Genomic DNA, 15,945 nt, shown 5'->3' on the forward strand with positions numbered 1-15,945 from the left:
ATGTTTCCATACCGGACTTGCGAAAATGACGCGAAACCGCCATCTGTCCGGCCAACGCCGCCGGGTAACCAGCGGGCGAAACGAATAGATTCACCTTGGAAGGAACCCCGATGAAGGTGCTGGTGCCGGTCAAGCGCGTGCTTGACTACAACGTGAAGCCCCGCGTGAAGGCGGACGGAACGGGCGTCGATCTGGCGAACGTCAAGATGAGCATGAACCCGTTCGACGAGATCGCGGTCGAGGAAGCAATCCGCCTCAAGGACAAGGGCGTGACCGAGATCGTCGTCGTCTCGATCGGCGAGCAGAAATCGCAGGAAACGCTCCGCACCGCGCTCGCGATGGGTGCCGACCGTGCGATCCTCGTCGTCAGCGAGACCAAGGTCGAGCCGTTGGGCGTCGCCAAGATCCTCGCCAAGATCGTCGAGGAAGAAAAGCCCGACCTCGTGATCCTCGGCAAGCAGGCGATCGACGACGATAACAACCAGACCGGACAGATGCTCGCCGGCCTCCTCAACTGGGGCCAGGGCACGTTCGCGTCGAAGGTCGAGATCGCCGACGGCTCGGTCAACGTGACGCGCGAAGTCGATGGCGGTGCCGAGACGGACACGCTGAAGCTGCCCGCGATCATCACCACAGATCTTCGCCTCAACGAGCCGCGCTATGCCTCGCTGCCTAACATCATGAAGGCGAAGTCGAAGCCGATGGCGCAGAAGACGCCGGCCGATTTCGGCGTCGACGTGACGCCGCGCCTGACCACGCTGAAGGTGGTCGAGCCCGCCAAGCGCTCGGCCGGGATCAAGGTCGCCGATGTCGACGCGCTGGTCGGCAAGCTCAAGGAAATGGGAGTCGCCAAGTGAAGACGCTCGTCTGGGTCGAACATGACGGTCAGGCCGTCAAGGATGCCACGCTGTCGGCGGTTACGGCCGCCTCGCAGCTCGGTGAAGTCCATCTGCTGGTCGTCGGCCAGGGCGTCGACGGCGTTGCTGCCGCGGCCGCAAAGATCGCCGGCGTCGGCAAGGTGCATGTCGCCGACGACACCGCGTTCGCGCATGCGCTCGCCGAGAACGTCGCGCCGCTGATCGTCGAGCTGATGGCCAGCCACGATGCGTTCGTCGCGCCGTCGACCACGCACGGCAAGAACATCGCCCCGCGCGTGGCAGCCCTGCTCGATGTCATGCAGATCAGCGACATCCTGTCGGTCGAGAGCGAAGACACGTTCACGCGGCCGATCTACGCGGGCAACGCGATCGCGACGGTGCAGTCGAGCGACGCGAAGAAGGTCATCACGGTCCGCGGCACGGCGTTCGCCAAGGCTGCGACCGAGGGTGGCTCGGGCGAGATCGAAGCGGTCGCGTCGACCGGCGACAAGGGTCTGTCGACCTTCGCCGGCTCGGAGATCGCCAAGAACGAGCGTCCCGAACTGACCAGCGCGAAGATCATCGTCTCGGGCGGCCGTGCGCTGGCTTCGAGCGAGCAGTTCCATGCGACGATCGATCCGCTCGCGGACAAGCTAGGCGCCGGTGTCGGTGCCTCGCGCGCCGCGGTCGACGCAGGCTACGCGCCGAACGACTATCAGGTCGGCCAGACCGGCAAGATCGTCGCGCCGGAAGTGTATGTCGCGGTCGGCATCTCGGGCGCGATCCAGCATCTCGCAGGGATGAAGGACTCGAAGGTCATCATCGCGATCAACAAGGACGAGGATGCGCCGATCTTCCAGGTCGCGGACATCGGCTTGGTCGGCGATCTGTTCAAGATCGTGCCGGAGTTGACGGCGAAGCTGTAGGCAACGCCGCTGCGCAAGGCGAAGCCAAGCGCAACAGCAAGCCCGGCCGGCGGCGCTCCAGCGCCGACCGACGACGCGGGATTTACTCCCGCGGCGCGTGCCAAGAACGGGCGGTGTGACTTGGTCGCGCCGCCCGTTCTAGTGTCTGCCGAACGTACAGGTCTGCCGACGCCGAACCGATACGCGACAAAATGAGGTCTATTCGCACCCAAGCAAGCACTACCCCGGCGGAGGCCGGGGCCCAGTTGGGCGACGTCGCTCATGGAGCGTAGCGCTTCGTTACAGCAACCTTTCCACCTGGACCCCGGCCTTCGCCGGGGAGGTGCTGGTGAGATCGGCAGGCTCTGCGTCGAAAACCAAGCGCGCCAGTCGAAGTCTATACCCTGCCGCCTACCAACGAACCCCGGAAGGGCGGACCTTCTGATCGCGATGGTTCCCGCCGCCAGCCAGTTGCCGCCTCCCACACGCCTCCCCAATTACCCAGCATGTACGGCGCCCACTCGAACCCGCGCGACCGCCTGATATCCGCGGCTAGCGCGGCGCTACTCTGCGCCGTCATCGGCTATGCACTGGTCCTGGGTCTCGGCGTGAGCATCCCCGGCGCAATCCCCGACGCACCGAAAACCTTCGCCGTCGGTCCCACGCCACCACCGCCGCCGCCCGAAAAGATCGTCCCCCGCCCCGCGAAAAGCCATCGCCCCGAAGGCGCAGCGTCCCCTGCGAACCTGCGCTCCAAGGCGACCGAAGTCGTCGTCCCCAAACCGATCGTGCCGCCGATCGCGCCGCCACCACCGGTCATCGCCGCGCTCAAGCCCGGCCCCGGCAGCGACGCCACCACCGGCGCCGCGCCCGTCCCCGGACCAGGCACCGGGGCAGGGGGAGAAGGCAACGGCACGGGCAGCGGCCGGTTCGGGAATGGCGGCGGCGACGGTGGCGCCGAAACCCCGCCCCGCCTTCTCAAAGGCCGCTTCAAGAACAAGGATTTCCCCAACGCGGAGGCGGTGATCGGCGCGGGCGGGATCGTCGGTGTGCGCTACACCGTCGAGACCGATGGCAGCGTCACGCACTGCATGGTCACGCGCTCCAGCGGAAACGGCGTGCTCGATGCGACCACGTGCCGCCTGATCGAACTGCGTTTTCGCTACCGCCCCTGGCTCGATGCTGCGGGGAAACCGGTCCGCTCGACCGTCGTCCACAACCAGGAATGGGTGAACCAGCTCGATCCGCCGTCACGCGGTAACTGATGCCTACCGCCCCAGCCGCCCCCACTGAGAACCCGCGCCACGGCTGGCGAAACGGCCATCAACCCCCGCCCCAGAGCGACCGTGGCGCCGAGCACCAGCAACGGCTGGACCAGCAGATACGCCGGATACGGCCCTGCTCCCAACGCGCCGGTCGCCAGCCCGATCACCGGCCCGAACAGCCACAACAGCACTAGATGATCGCAGAACGCCAGAAAGCCGTAGCGCTCGGTTGTCCTCAACCGGTCCGCGACACCACTTCCCGCCAGCGCCCAGGCGACCCGCCAGAACAGCACTGCCGACGCCAATCGAAACAATATGTCGAACGCTGCCATCGCATGCGGATGCGCGTCGAAGAAAACGTTCCCCAGCAGCGCGGTCCAGAGTCGCGGCGCGATCAGCACCACGAACGGCAGTGCGCAAAGGGCGACCGGCCACCCCGCCACCCGTTCCGCCACGCCAAACCGCCGCGCCGCGATCCCGGCGGTAAAGAACAGTAGGATCTGCGGCCGCAACAGCAGCGGGACGTGCACCCCGGACACGCTACACGCGACCACGATCAGAGCAACCAGCGCCAGCCAGATACTCGACGCGCGCACCAGCAACGGCGCGAGCATCATGCACACGAAAAGATCGCGTAAGAACGGCATCTGCACGTTGATGTCGTTGGCGTGGACGAGCGGCACGAGTTCGTTCAGCGTCCAGCCGATGCTTGACGGCGTCGGCGCTTTCAGGTCGCCGAACGTTGCCGCCGCCCCGACCAGCACAATCGCGATCGCATTCCACAGGACCATCGGGAGCAGGATCGTCCGCGCCTTGCCGAGCAGGAACGCGCCATAGCCCTGTCGCGTCGCGGTCGAGACCACCAGCCAGCCGGAAATCATCCCGAGCAGCGGCACCGCACTACGCCCGAACATCTCGCTCAGCACGGTACGAAGAACCGCTTGCCAACTGAACGCGATCGCCGCCAGTTCCTCCGCGGTCCGCCCCGTCCAGGCGTGGACATAGACGATTCCCATGATCCCGATCAGCCGCGCGATCGCGATCGCGGTGGAGAGGCGGGGATCCGCCTTGCGCGCCGGTTCGGCCGTTACCGTGTCCACTTCCGCCCCTCTTCTCACGTTCGGCGAGCGCCTTAGCCGGCTTGTCGCACGCGAACACCTCCTTCAGGATGGAGCGGACGCCACGGGGGACCAAGACATGATCGCCGCATTCCTGCTGTTGGCCGCGCAGGCGAGCCCGGACGCTGCCGTATCACGGCGAGTCGAGCGGGTGCTGGAGCGGAGTCCAGTGATCGACGGGCATAACGATCTCGCTTGGGAAATCCGCAATCTGCAGGACGCGAAGGTCGAGTCTGTCGACCTTTCCGTCGACACTGCGCGGCTGCCAAACCCGCTCCAGACCGATATTCCTCGTCTGCGCAAAGGTCACGTCGGCGGTCAGTTCTGGTCGGTCTACATCCCCGCCGATGCGCCCGCCCCGGTCACGATGACGCTGGAGGAGATCGACATCGTCCGCCGTTTCGTCGCCGCGAACCCGGCGACGTTCGAACTCGCCACCACTGCCGCGGATATCCGACGGATCGAGAAGGCGGGGCGCATCGCGTCGCTGATCGGCGTCGAGGGCGGGCACCAGATCGATGGGCGGCTGTCGGTGCTGCGCCAATATCGCGCGCTCGGCGTCGCCTATATGACGCTGACTCACGGCAAGAGCCTGAACTGGGCGGACAGCTCGACCGACGCACCGCGCGCGAACGGGCTCAGCGAATTTGGACGGCAGGTGGTCGCCGAGATGAACCGCATCGGCATGATCGTCGATGTGTCGCATGTCTCCGCCGCGACGATGGCGGCTGCGCTCGCTGCGACCAAGGCGCCGGTGATCGCCTCCCATTCCAGCGCGCGCGCGATTGCCGACGCGCCGCGCAACATTCCCGACGACCTGCTCCGCGCGATCGGCGCGAACGGGGGCGTGGTGATGGTGAACTTCTACCCGTCGTTCCTGTCGGCCGACTGGCGGGCGTGGGACATCGCGCGCTCGGCCTATGCAAAGTCGGTCGGCGTGCCGGCGAACGTCTACGGCGCCAAATCGCCCGCGCCTCTCGTGACGTGGGACGCCTCGCATCCGGAGCCGCAGGTCACCGCCGCGACCGTCGCCGATCATGTCGAGCACATCGCGAAGATCGCCGGTCACGATCATGTCGGGATCGGCGGCGATTTCGACGGGATTCAGGGGACGGGGCCGATCGGCTTGAAGGGCGTCGACGGCTACCCGCTGCTGTTCGCGGAACTGGCGCGGCGGGGGTGGAGCGATGGCGATCTGGCGAAACTGTCCGGCGGCAACGTCCTCCGCGTCATGGAGCGGGTCGAAGCGGTCGCGAAGGGAATGGTGGGTATGCCGCCGGTAGATGCGACGGACGTGGCGTCGCGGTAGAAGGGGCGAGTGCTCGTTGCTCGAGTTTCGACCAAACCCGCCAGATCCCGTCACCCCAGCGAAAGCTGGGGTATTCCTCCGTATCAGATGACGTGGGTCAAACGATGATATCCCAGCTTTCGCTGGTATGACGGAATGGTCGGGATGACGGATGGAGGGATGTCACGGATCCGGCATCCGCTGCGCCGCAGGAGGCTCCACCACGAGCGGCGGCACCGTGCGCAGCACCAGCCCGATCACCAACGCCGCCACGCCGAGCAACAGGCAGAACGCCGTCACCCCCGGCCACCCGGCATGCGTCCACGCGAACCCGCCGGCCGATCCCAGTACGCTCGACCCCATGTAATAGAAGAAAAGATAGAACGCCGCCGCCTGCCCGCGCGAACCCTGCGCGCGCCTGCCGACCCAGGCGCTTGCGATCGAATGCGCGCCGAAGAAGCCGACCGTCACGACCGCGATCCCCGCGATCACCAGCACGAGCGGCGTCATCGCGGTCAGCGCGACGCCGACGATCAGCAGAACGACGGGGATCCAGAAGACCTTCCGTCGCCCGAGTCGTCCGGCGAGCGTCCCGAACTTCGCCGAACTCACCGAGCCCAGCACGTAGAGCAGGAACACGCCGCCGACCGCCGCCTGGCTGAGGCCGTAGGGCGGGCTCATCAACCGGAAGCCTGCGTAATTATAGATTGTGACGAACACGCCCATCAGCAGGAACGCCTCGAGATAGAGCAGCGGCATTGCGCGATCGGTGAACAGCGATCCGGCACTCCGCAGCAGCGCCCCCGGCCGTCCCACGCTCGGCGTGAAATTGCGCGAGGGTGGCGCGAGCCGGCGAAACGCCTCAGCCATCGCGAGGCCGGCGATGCCGACCGCGGCCAGCGCCCAGCGCCAGCCTTCGAGATCGGCGACGATGCTCACGACCAGCCGCCCGGCCATCCCGCCGAGCGCGCTGCCCGCGATATACAGCCCCATCGCCGCACCGACCGAGCCCGCATCAACCTCCTCTGCGACATAGGCCATCGCCACCGCCGGCACGCCTGCGAGCGCAACACCAGTCAGGAAGCGCAACACGAGCAACCCGCTCCACCCCGGCACGACCGCCGCCGCCAGCGTCAGCGCCCCCGCCGCGAACATCGCCGCGATCATCAGCGGACGCCGGCCGACGCGGTCGGACACGAACCCGGCAAACAGGATGCCGATCGCCAAGGGCCCGGTCGCTAATGACACCGCGAGCGACGCGCCCTCCGCGGTCAGCCCAAACTGCGCGGCGAAAAGCGGCAGCAATGGCTGCACCGAATACAGCAGCGAGAAGGTCGAGAACCCCGCGAACAACATCGCCAGCGTCAGCCGACGGTAGGCGGGCGTGCCCAGCGCAATCGGCGCTTCAGAAGCCACGCAGGAAACTCGCGACGTTGTGGCCGAGCGCGTCGACTGCGTATCCGCCTTCCATGACGATGACGGTCGGCCACCCGCGGGCCGCGATGTCAGCGGCCAACACCGCATAGTCGGGCGTGGTCAGCTTGAAATGCGAGATCGGATCGCCCTCCCACGTGTCCGCGCCGAAGCTGACGACGAGCAGGCCGGGATCGAACGCGGCGATCGCGTCGAGCGCTGTGGTCTGCGCGGCCCGGAACGCGTCGATTTGCGTGCCTTGCGGGAGGGGCAGGTTCAGCGTCGTACCAAGTCCGTTGGCTTCGCCGGTTTCCTCTGCGTGGCCCCAGTAAAAGGGATAGTCGGTCTTCGGATCGGCATGGACCGAGGCGTAGAACACGTCGCCTCTCGTGTAGAAGATATCCTGCGTGCCGTTGCCGTGGTGATAGTCGATATCGAGAATCGCGACGCGCGCGACACCGGCGTCGAGCGCGGCTTGGGCGGCGATCGCGGCGGTGTTGAGGTGGCAGTATCCACCGCAATAATCCGCGCCGGCGTGATGGCCGGGCGGGCGGCAGAGCGCGAACGCGGTGCGGTCGCCGTCGAGGACCGCGTGCGTCGCGGCGAGCGCGGACTGGGCGCTGCCATAGGAGGCGGCCCAGGTCTGCGGGGTGATCGGCGTGGTCGCGTCGAAGCTATGCGCGCCGATGAGCGCGTCGATGCGGGTGAGGTCGAGCGGCCGGCGACCACGGATCGGGAAGGTGTAGGGGATCGCGTCGCCCTCGCGTCCGGCTTCGCGCCACAGTCGCGCCGCGTCCTTTAGGAACGCGACGTATGGCGCGGGGTGGACGGCTAGGATCGGCGCCTCGCCGCGATCTTCCGGCGCCTCGACCGGACCGAGCGCGCGCAGGATCGCATCGACGCGCGCGGGAGCCTCCGCATAGGCCGTGAATGCGCCGTTGTGCAGTTCCCAGACTGGTGCGTGGGTCCGCTGGGACTCGTCGAAGAACAGTCGCATCGTTGCTCCTTGGTGAGCGGTCACGGGGGAAGAACCGACCGATCGCCCTATGGGTCCTACCGGGTCGCGCGCGTTCGGCAAATTCGAGCGCCTAGAACAGCGCCAGTTGCCGATCGTCGTCGCCGTTCAGCAGCCAGCGGCCGATCACATCGTGGCGCGTCCGGCCGACATAACTGTGGACCAGTACGAATGCGTCCGCGGCCCAGCCGATCGGCGCGATGGTTTGCGTGAACGGCGCGCCGTCGCGGTAGCCGAGCGTCATGTGCGGGCTGAACTGATAGCCTGCGCGGGCGCGTAGCCCTGCCGCCTCGCGTGCCACCGCAATCCGTTGATGCAGTGCGGCGAGCGAGGCGTTCTTGTGGCGCGGACGCAGTGCGATGGAGCGATCGCTACCAACCGCGGTGTCGAACTGGAGGGCGAACGGTGCTGCCTCGACCGCATCGCCGATCGCCTTCAGGTCGCGTTCCAACGCGGTCGAGACGCGGTCGCAGTCGTCGAGAATGTCGATCGTGACATGAAGATGCTCGGGGCGCAGCTTGTCTCCGTCGGTTTCGAACCACACCGCTGCGGCAGTAATCTGGCGCGCAAGCGGCAGTGGTGGGCGGATCGCGAAGAACAGGCGATGACGGGCGATCGGTCGATGAAACATGCCGGATTTCGAATCGGAGGAGGCGGGCTTGTTGCTAATATGTTCCACTGCTTTCGTCTAGCCGGCGCGCGAGATCGGATGCCTCAAACACCACCCCGGCGAAGGCCGGGGCCCAATTGGAAAGGTCAGAGTAACGACACGTTGCGCTCCGTTAAGCGCGTATCCCAATTGGGCCCCGGCCTCCGCCGGGGTGGATCTGTCTGCCCGAGCAGCCTTACCGAGCCAACGCTTCCGCAATCAGCTTCCGCGAGTTCTCCACCCCGTACAACGCGATGAAGCTGCCCATCCGCGGGCCCTGCTCGGACCCAAGCAACGTCTCGTACAGCGCCTTGAACCAGTCGCGAAGGTTTTCGAACCCGCCGGTCTTGCCGATTTCGTAGACGATGTTCTGGATGTCTTCCGCGCTCGCCTCCGCCGGCAACGCGGCGAGTTCCGCATCGAGCCGCTCCAGCGCCGCGACCTCCACACCCTCGGGCGCGCGGCGCTTCAGCGTCGGCGCGACGAAATCGCGGCTATACGCCAGCGCATAGCCGATCAGTCGGTCGAGCTCGGGGTATTTCGCCGCCGACGCATCGGGCACGTAATTGGCCAGATAGCCCCAGACCTGCTCCTTGCTCGCATCGCCCATCACGCCGACGAGGTTGAGCAGCAGCCCGAACGTCACCGGCAGCTCGCCCGTCGGCAGCTTGCCGTCGTGAATATGGTGCACCGGGTTGCCGAGCTTCTGCTTCAGGTCCTGGCCCGCATAATTGCCGCGGAATTGCCAATATTCGTCCACCGCGCGAGGAATCACGCCCATGTGGAGCGACTTCGCCTTCTTCGGCTCGCGATACGCGTAGAACGCCAGTGATTCCTCGGGGCCATAGGTCAGCCACTGCTCGAGGCTGAGCCCGTTGCCCTTCGACTTCGAGATCTTCTCGCCATTCTCGTCGAGGAACATCTCGTAGTTGAAGCCTTCGGGCGGGCGCCCGCCGAGCACGCGCGCGATCTTCGACGACTGCGTCACCGAATCGATCAGGTCCTTGCCCGCCATCTCGTAATCGACGCCGAGCGCAACCCAGCGCATCGCCCAGTCGACCTTCCACTGCAGCTTGGCCTTGCCGCCGAGCACGCTCTGCTCGATCCGCTGGCCCTCATCCTCGAACGCGATCAGGCCCGTCTCCGCATCGATCACCTCGATCGGCACTTGCAGCACGATGCCGCTGGTCGGCGAGATCGGCAGCACCGGCGAATAGGTCGCGCGACGCTCGGCCCGCAGCGTCGGGAGCATCACGTCTTGGATGCCCTGGAAGTGGCGAAGCACACCCTTCAGCGCCTCGTCGAAACGCCCGCCGGTGTAATATTCGGTCGACGACGCGAACTCGTAGTCGAAGCCATAGCGGTCGAGAAAGTCGCGCAGGATCGCGTTGTTGTGTGCGGCAAAGCTGGAATGCGTGCCGAACGGATCGGGGATCTGCGTCAGCGGCTTGCCGAGATGCTCGCGCAGCATGTCGCCGTTGGGGACGTTGTCCGGGACTTTCCGGAGACCGTCCATATCGTCCGAGAACGCGATCAGCCGAGTCGGCGTATCGCTCAGCGCGTGGAAGGCGTTGCGCACCATTGTCGTGCGCAACACCTCGTTGAACGTGCCGATATGCGGCAGGCCCGACGGTCCGTAGCCCGTCTCGAACAGCACCGGATCGCCCGACTTGCCGTTCGGATACCGCTTAAGAAGCTTACGCGCCTCCTCGTACGGCCAGGCTTTGGACTCGAGGGCGGCGGTGCGGATGTCATCGGTCATAGCGTTCGGCGATTAGCGCCTGCGCCCGTGTCCGTCACCCCACCGCCGCGTGCGTCTTAGCGGCAACGATCCTTCGCGGTGATCGTCCGGTCGACCGCACGGCCACCGAGCGCACCCGCTGCTCCGCCGGCGAGCGTGCCGAGCAAGCCGCCGCCGACCGCATTGCCAAGCACCGCACCGCCGACGCCGCCTGCGACAAGACCGGTCGTGCCGCTCGAATGGCGGCAACGCTTTGCGCGGTAACGACGGTCATGGCCGCGATACTCACGCTTCGAGCGTGCTTCGGCCTTGCCCGTAGGGATCACGGCGGCGGCCGGGATTGCGAGCGAGAGCGCGCTCAGCGCCATAAGAAACTTCCGCATGATGATCGTCCCTGTTGATGTAGGTAAAGGCCAGTATCGATAAGTGCGCAACGCATTTGAACCGTACCGGTTGCGTAACGGCGAATTTGGATAAGTTCGCGTATCGATGCCCGTCCCGTCATCCCAGCAAAAGCTGGGATACCCCCGTGGGTATCGCAGCACTCGCCCCATGAATATCCCGGCTTTCGCTGGGATGACGGGCGGGGACGGGGCATCCCCGATCGGGGTCCTGCGCACCGCTGACCATATCCCCTTCCACAAAAGGTTGCCCTTTCGTTCTCGTTGCAGCAAGGTCGCGGAGTGCTTCGCTATCCCGCCCTCCACGCCAGCCACGCCGGCATCTGGATCGCGAACGCCGAGGGTGCGCGTCCGATCGGGCGGGGCGAGGCGATTCGGATCGCCGCCGACACGCCGGTCATCATGCTCAACGCGCCGCTGGTCGGGCAGCGACTCGGGTATCCCGATCTGTCGGGGCTCGATCTGCTCGAACTCTACGCGTTCCTTCGCCCGGCGCAGTTCGCGGTGCCGACGCCGAAGGGGATCGCGCGGGTTACCGGGCTCGATGTGCCGAGCGAGGATGCGGCGGTCGCGCCGTTCCTGCTGCGCGCTGCCGAAGCGATGCTGGCGCTCACCGATGGCGACTGGCCCGAGCGCGAAGGTGCCTGGACCGCGGCGCAGTCGCTGTTTCGCCTGCGCTGGCCGTGGGCGCCGGTCGTCGCCGAGCGGCTGAAGAAACCCGCGGTCAACGAACGCTGGCTGTTCTCGTCGCTCCCCGAATGGGAGGAGCACGCGCCGCGACCCGCCCCGCGCACGGTCACGATCGAGCCGGGCGATGCGGAGGCGCGGCTCGTCGACCTTACCGGCCACGGTGCCGAGGAACGCCCCGGCCAGCGCGCCTATGCCGGCGCAGCCACCGCTGCGTTCGCGCCGCGCGCGATGCGCGACACGCCGAACCTCGTCCTTGCCGAGGCGGGGACCGGAATCGGCAAGACGCTCGGCTATCTCGCGCCCGCCTCGCTCTGGGCGGAAAAGGCCGGCGGTGCGGTGTGGATCTCGACCTATACCAAGACGCTGCAACGCCAGTTGGGGCAGGAAACCGCACGCCTTTATCCCGACGCGGCGATCCGGAAAGCCAAGGTCGTTACGCGGAAAGGTCGCGAGAATTATCTCTGCCTGCTGAACCTGGAGGACGCGCTGCAAGGCGGGTTCGCAGGCCGCGCGGCGATCCTCGCACACCTCGTCGCGCGCTGGGCGGCGTACAGCGCGGACGGCGACATGGTCGGCGGCGACCTGCCCGGCTGGCTGCCGACGCTGTTTCGCCGCAATGGTTCAACTGCACTGACCGACCGGCGCGGCGAGTGCGTCTATGCCGGCTGCCCGCACTACCGGAAATGCTTCATCGAGCGCGCCGCCCGTGCCTCGTCCGACGCCGACATCGTCATCGCCAACCACGCGCTGGTGATGGTCAACGCCGCCAGAGGGCGCGAACTCGCGACCCGGCCGACGCGCTACGTGTTCGACGAGGGGCATCACATCTTCGACGCGGCCGATTCGATGTTCGCGACCGCGCTGACCGGTGCGGAGACGATCGAACTGCGCCGCTGGATCCTTGGCCCCGAATCGAGCGGTCGCGGGCGGCGGCGGGGCTTGCCGCACGCCTGTCCGATCTCGCCAGCTATGACGAACAGGGCGCGCGGGCGATCAGCGATGCGGTCACCGCGGCGGGCGCGCTCGCGTCCGACGGCTGGCTGCAACGCCTCGGCGAAGGCGCCCCGTTCGGGCCGATCGAAACGCTGCTCGCCGCCGTCCGCGGGCTTACCTACGCGCGAGCCGAGCAACCGGGCGACGCGGGGTACGGCCTGGAGACCGAACTGGCCGAACCCGACGCGACGCTGATCGAGGCCGCGGCGCCTGCCGCCGCCGCGCTCGACGCACTCGTCCGCCCGCTCGTAACGCTCGGCCGCCGGCTTGAAGCCGTGCTCGCCGAAGCGCCCGACTGGATGGACGCGCCCGCCCGCGCACGAGTCGAAGGCGCGATCGCCTCGATAGGCTGGCGGGCGGAGACGGTGGCGTCGTGGCTGTCGGTGCTCGCGCGCGTCGGGGGACCGGTCGATGGCGATTTCGTCGATTGGCTTGCGGTCGACCGCATCGAAGGCCGCGAATTCGATATCGGGCTGCATCGCCACTGGCTCGACCCGACGCGACCCTTCGCCGAGATCGTGTTGAAACCGGCGCATGGTGCACTGGTTACCTCTGCAACGCTGACCGGCGGCGGCGATTGGGAGGTGGCCGAAGCCCGCACCGGCGCCCCGCATCTGCTCCGCCCCGCCGCCCGGTTCGAGGCGAAGAGCCCGTTCGATTACACGCGTCAGGCCGAAGTCCTGATCGTCACCGACGTGAAGCGCGGCGACATCGGCGCGCTGGCCAACGCCTATGCGCAACTGATCGTCGCCAGCCGCGGCGGGACGCTCGGGCTGTTCACCGCTATCCGACGGTTGCGCGGCGTGCATGGCCGCATCGCCGATCGACTCGCGCGCGAAGGCCTGCCGCTCCACGCGCAACATGTCGATCCTATCGATACCGGTACCTTGGTCGATATTTTTCGCGATGATCCGGGCGCGAGCCTGCTCGGCACCGATGCACTCCGAGACGGCGTCGACGTGCCCGGTGAGTCGCTGCGACTCGTGGTGATGGAGGGCGTCCCGTGGGCGAAACCCTCGGTGCTGCACGCGGCGCGGCGCCTGGCCGGTGGAGGCTCGGCGTATGACGACCGGCTCGTCCGCGCGCGGCTCGCGCAAGCATTCGGCCGGTTGATCCGCCGCGCCGACGATTCGGGCGTGTTCGTGATGCTGTCCGCGGCAATGCCGTCGCGGCTGCTCAGTGCGTTCCCGCCGGGCGTGCCGATCGCCCGCGTCACGCTCGAAGAAGCGGTGGCCCGAGTCGCGAGCCGGCTTTCCTCACGGGCCCCGGTAGGGCATGAAAGCCGCCAACCCGCTTGAGGATTGCCATGAAGACGTTGACGCTGTTGCGCCACGCCAAGTCCGGCTGGGACGATCCGGTTGCGCGCGATTTCGACCGCCCGCTCAACGCCAAGGGTAAGCGCGCCGCGGCGATGGTCGGTCGGCATATGCGATCACTGGGATTGGCGTTCGATCATGCGATTGCCTCGCCCGCGGTGCGCGTGTCGGAGACGCTGGAGCAGATCGAATCGGGCTATGGTCGGACGATCGCGCCGACGCTGGACCGTCGCGTGTATCTTGCGTCGGCAGCGACGTTGCTCGACGTGGTGCACGGCTTTCCGGCCGACGCCGAGAGCGCGCTATTGATCGGGCATAATCCGGGGTTGGAAGATCTCGTCCTGATGCTGGTGGCGGACGGGGCCGACCCGCTGCGCGATGCGGTCGAGGACAAATATCCGACCGCCAGCATCGCCGAGCTCCAGTTTGAAGGGGATTGGGCGGATATCACGACGGCCACCGCCCGCCTGACCCGCTTCATTCGCCCCCGCGATCTCGATCCGACTTTAGGCCCCGACGCGGATTGACCACGCGGGGCTGAAACCGGCGGTCTATTTGCCTTGTGCCCGCCAGCGCTGAATCGTCCTGCCGATGATCTGGTCTTCACCGCCGACGTCGCGCCAGAGTTCGGAAAAGAGTGGGTCGCCCGACGCCGGACGTTTTGATTCCTCAAGCCCGTCGAAGCTCACGCGGATCGGGATCGTCACGCCTTCGCCGCAGATGATGCACTCGCGATTGCGCAACGCCGGAATCGAATCCAGGAAGCCGCGCGCGCCTTCGGGCATCGCCGCGCGGACGAACGCCTGATCGCGGTCGTTGTTGAGGCGCATCGCGATGATCGTGCCGCACTGCGACAGCACGCCTTCCGCCAGATCCGACGGGCGCTGCGTGATGAGGCCGAGCGACACGCCGTACTTACGGCCTTCCTTCGCGATCCGGCCGAGGATGCGACCGACCGCACTGCTCGTCTCCTGGCCGGCGGGGATGTAGCGATGCGCCTCTTCGCAGACGAGCAGGATCGGGCGCTGCGGTTCGTTGCGCGACCAGATCGCAAAGTCGAACGTCATCCGCGCAAGGACCGCGACCACCACGGACGTGATGTCCGACGGCACACCCGAGACGTCGATGATCGAGATCGGCTTGCCGTCGCCGGGCAGGCGGAAGATCCGGCTTAGGAAACTCGCCATCGTGTCCGCGACGAGCATCCCCGAGAACATGAAGCCATAGCGCGGGTCCGCCTTGATCTCGTCGATCTTGGTTTTCAGGCGTAGATACGGCGCGGTGTCGCCGGCGCGGTCCATCTTGCCCATTTCAGCGCTGATGATCGTCGTCAGGTCGCTGAGCAGATAGGGAATGGGCGCATCGACCGTCAGCTTGGCGATCTCCTGACCGAGACGGCTCTTGGCTTTGGCGGCGAGCAGGCATTTGGCGAGGATGTCCGCATCGAACTGCCGCGCGGACCCGCTGCTGGTGAGGAAAACCTCGCAATGCTCCTCGAAGTTCATCAGCCAATAGGGCATTTGCAAATTCGAGACGTCGTACAGCGCACCGTTCGATTTGAACGCAGCCGCATATTCGCCATGCGGATCGATCATCACGATATGGCCCTGCGGCGCGAGTTCGCAGATTCGGTGGAGGATCAAGGCGGCACTGGTCGACTTGCCGGTACCGGTCGATCCGACAAGCGCGAAATGCTTGCCGAGCATCGCGTCGACATAGAGCGCGGCGGGGATGTCGCTGGTCGGATACACCGTGCCGACGGTGATGTTGGCGCGATCCTCGGCGGCATAGACCTGTTGCAGGTCCGACGTGGTGATCGGGTACACCTCGGCGCCGGGCATCGGATACCGCGTCACACCGCGACGGAACCGATAGAGCTTGCCGGTCAGGCGTTCCTCGTCGCCCTCACCGAGAAAGTCGATGTCGGCGGCGATGCAGGTGCCGGCATTGTCTTCGAGCTTGAGCGACCGGATGTTGGCGACCAGCCACGTCGTGCCAACGCGCATCTTCACCTGACCGCCGACCTGACCTGCGGCCGCGACAACGGGGTCGCGATCGTCGCACAGCGCACCGATCGACGCGCGGTCGAGCAACACACGGCTGCTCGATCCAGCGATCGCGAAGACGACGCCGATCGGGGCAGGCGGTACCATGCCGACGGAACCACTGGTCGGCGATGGCGCGCGCAGGAAGGCATCGGGTCCCGGCATTTCACTCATTCTGGCAAGATCCCCAGTCATTTACCCAATGTCTTGCACGCAAGACCGTAAACATCCGGTGAGGATGGTGAAGGA

General features: G+C 66.7%; 12 protein-coding genes and 1 pseudogene. 6 read left to right on the top strand and 7 right to left on the bottom strand.

Going from position 1 to position 15,945, the window contains the following annotated elements; genetic code table 11:
• Positions 1-110: 110 nt before the first annotated feature.
• From QP164_RS15455 to QP164_RS15465, 3 genes are all read left to right on the top strand, one after another.
• On the top strand, positions 111-857 hold the full coding sequence (locus tag QP164_RS15455) for an electron transfer flavoprotein subunit beta/FixA family protein (protein WP_056064107.1): 747 nt from the start codon (positions 111-113) through the stop codon (positions 855-857).
• The gene (locus tag QP164_RS15460) at positions 854-1,783 is read left to right on the top strand and encodes an electron transfer flavoprotein subunit alpha/FixB family protein (protein WP_333923709.1); all 930 of its coding nucleotides are present in this window, start codon (positions 854-856) and stop codon (positions 1,781-1,783) included. The genes QP164_RS15455 and QP164_RS15460 overlap by 4 nt, the downstream gene beginning before the upstream one ends.
• 485 nt (positions 1,784-2,268) lie before the next feature.
• The gene (locus tag QP164_RS15465; protein ID WP_333923710.1) at positions 2,269-3,027 is read left to right on the top strand and encodes an energy transducer TonB; all 759 of its coding nucleotides are present in this window, start codon (positions 2,269-2,271) and stop codon (positions 3,025-3,027) included.
• Here QP164_RS15465 and QP164_RS15470 read toward each other — a convergent pair.
• On the bottom strand, positions 2,925-4,127 hold the full coding sequence (locus tag QP164_RS15470) for an acyltransferase family protein (RefSeq protein ID WP_333923711.1): 1,203 nt from the start codon (positions 4,125-4,127) through the stop codon (positions 2,925-2,927). The two genes, QP164_RS15465 and QP164_RS15470, sit on opposite strands and share 103 nt — an antisense overlap.
• A gap of 97 nt (positions 4,128-4,224) precedes the next feature.
• Here QP164_RS15470 and QP164_RS15475 point away from each other — a divergent pair, with 97 nt between their 5' ends.
• Positions 4,225-5,454, top strand: a complete 1,230-nt coding sequence (locus QP164_RS15475) for a dipeptidase (protein ID WP_333923712.1) — start codon at positions 4,225-4,227, stop codon at positions 5,452-5,454.
• A gap of 162 nt (positions 5,455-5,616) precedes the next feature.
• On the opposite strand, the gene QP164_RS15480 is transcribed toward QP164_RS15475, so the two are convergent.
• The 5 genes from QP164_RS15480 to QP164_RS15500 all read right to left on the bottom strand — a co-directional run bounded on the left by QP164_RS15480 (position 5,617) and on the right by QP164_RS15500 (position 10,634).
• Positions 5,617-6,849, bottom strand: coding sequence for an MFS transporter (locus QP164_RS15480; RefSeq protein WP_333923713.1), 1,233 nt, complete (start codon positions 6,847-6,849; stop codon positions 5,617-5,619).
• Positions 6,839-7,843 (bottom strand): histone deacetylase family protein, encoded by a 1,005-nt coding sequence (locus tag QP164_RS15485; RefSeq protein WP_333923714.1) that lies wholly within the window; start codon positions 7,841-7,843, stop codon positions 6,839-6,841. The genes QP164_RS15480 and QP164_RS15485 overlap by 11 nt, the downstream gene beginning before the upstream one ends.
• Before the next feature lie 91 nt (positions 7,844-7,934).
• Positions 7,935-8,492, bottom strand: a complete 558-nt coding sequence (locus tag QP164_RS15490) for a 2'-5' RNA ligase family protein (RefSeq protein WP_333923715.1) — start codon at positions 8,490-8,492, stop codon at positions 7,935-7,937.
• A gap of 214 nt (positions 8,493-8,706) precedes the next feature.
• Positions 8,707-10,272, bottom strand: coding sequence for a lysine--tRNA ligase (locus QP164_RS15495; RefSeq protein ID WP_333923716.1), 1,566 nt, complete (start codon positions 10,270-10,272; stop codon positions 8,707-8,709).
• A gap of 56 nt (positions 10,273-10,328) precedes the next feature.
• Positions 10,329-10,634: a hypothetical protein gene (locus QP164_RS15500; RefSeq protein WP_056053958.1), complete on the bottom strand. Its 306-nt coding sequence runs from the start codon at positions 10,632-10,634 to the stop codon at positions 10,329-10,331.
• A gap of 300 nt (positions 10,635-10,934) precedes the next feature.
• Here QP164_RS15500 and QP164_RS15505 point away from each other — a divergent pair.
• Both QP164_RS15505 and QP164_RS15510 read left to right on the top strand, forming a co-directional pair.
• A pseudogene (locus QP164_RS15505) lies at positions 10,935-13,633 on the top strand (ATP-dependent DNA helicase).
• A gap of 8 nt (positions 13,634-13,641) precedes the next feature.
• Positions 13,642-14,178: a SixA phosphatase family protein gene (locus QP164_RS15510; protein WP_333923717.1), complete on the top strand. Its 537-nt coding sequence runs from the start codon at positions 13,642-13,644 to the stop codon at positions 14,176-14,178.
• 24 nt (positions 14,179-14,202) lie between these two features.
• Here the strand turns inward: QP164_RS15510 and QP164_RS15515 are convergent, their stop codons facing one another.
• The gene (locus QP164_RS15515) at positions 14,203-15,870 is read right to left on the bottom strand and encodes an ATP-binding protein (protein WP_132735054.1); all 1,668 of its coding nucleotides are present in this window, start codon (positions 15,868-15,870) and stop codon (positions 14,203-14,205) included.
• Positions 15,871-15,945 lie beyond the last annotated feature (75 nt).

It is taken from the genome of Sphingomonas sp. LR59, from assembly GCF_036855945.1.
In the GTDB taxonomy this organism is placed as follows: Bacteria; Pseudomonadota; Alphaproteobacteria; order Sphingomonadales; family Sphingomonadaceae; genus Sphingomonas.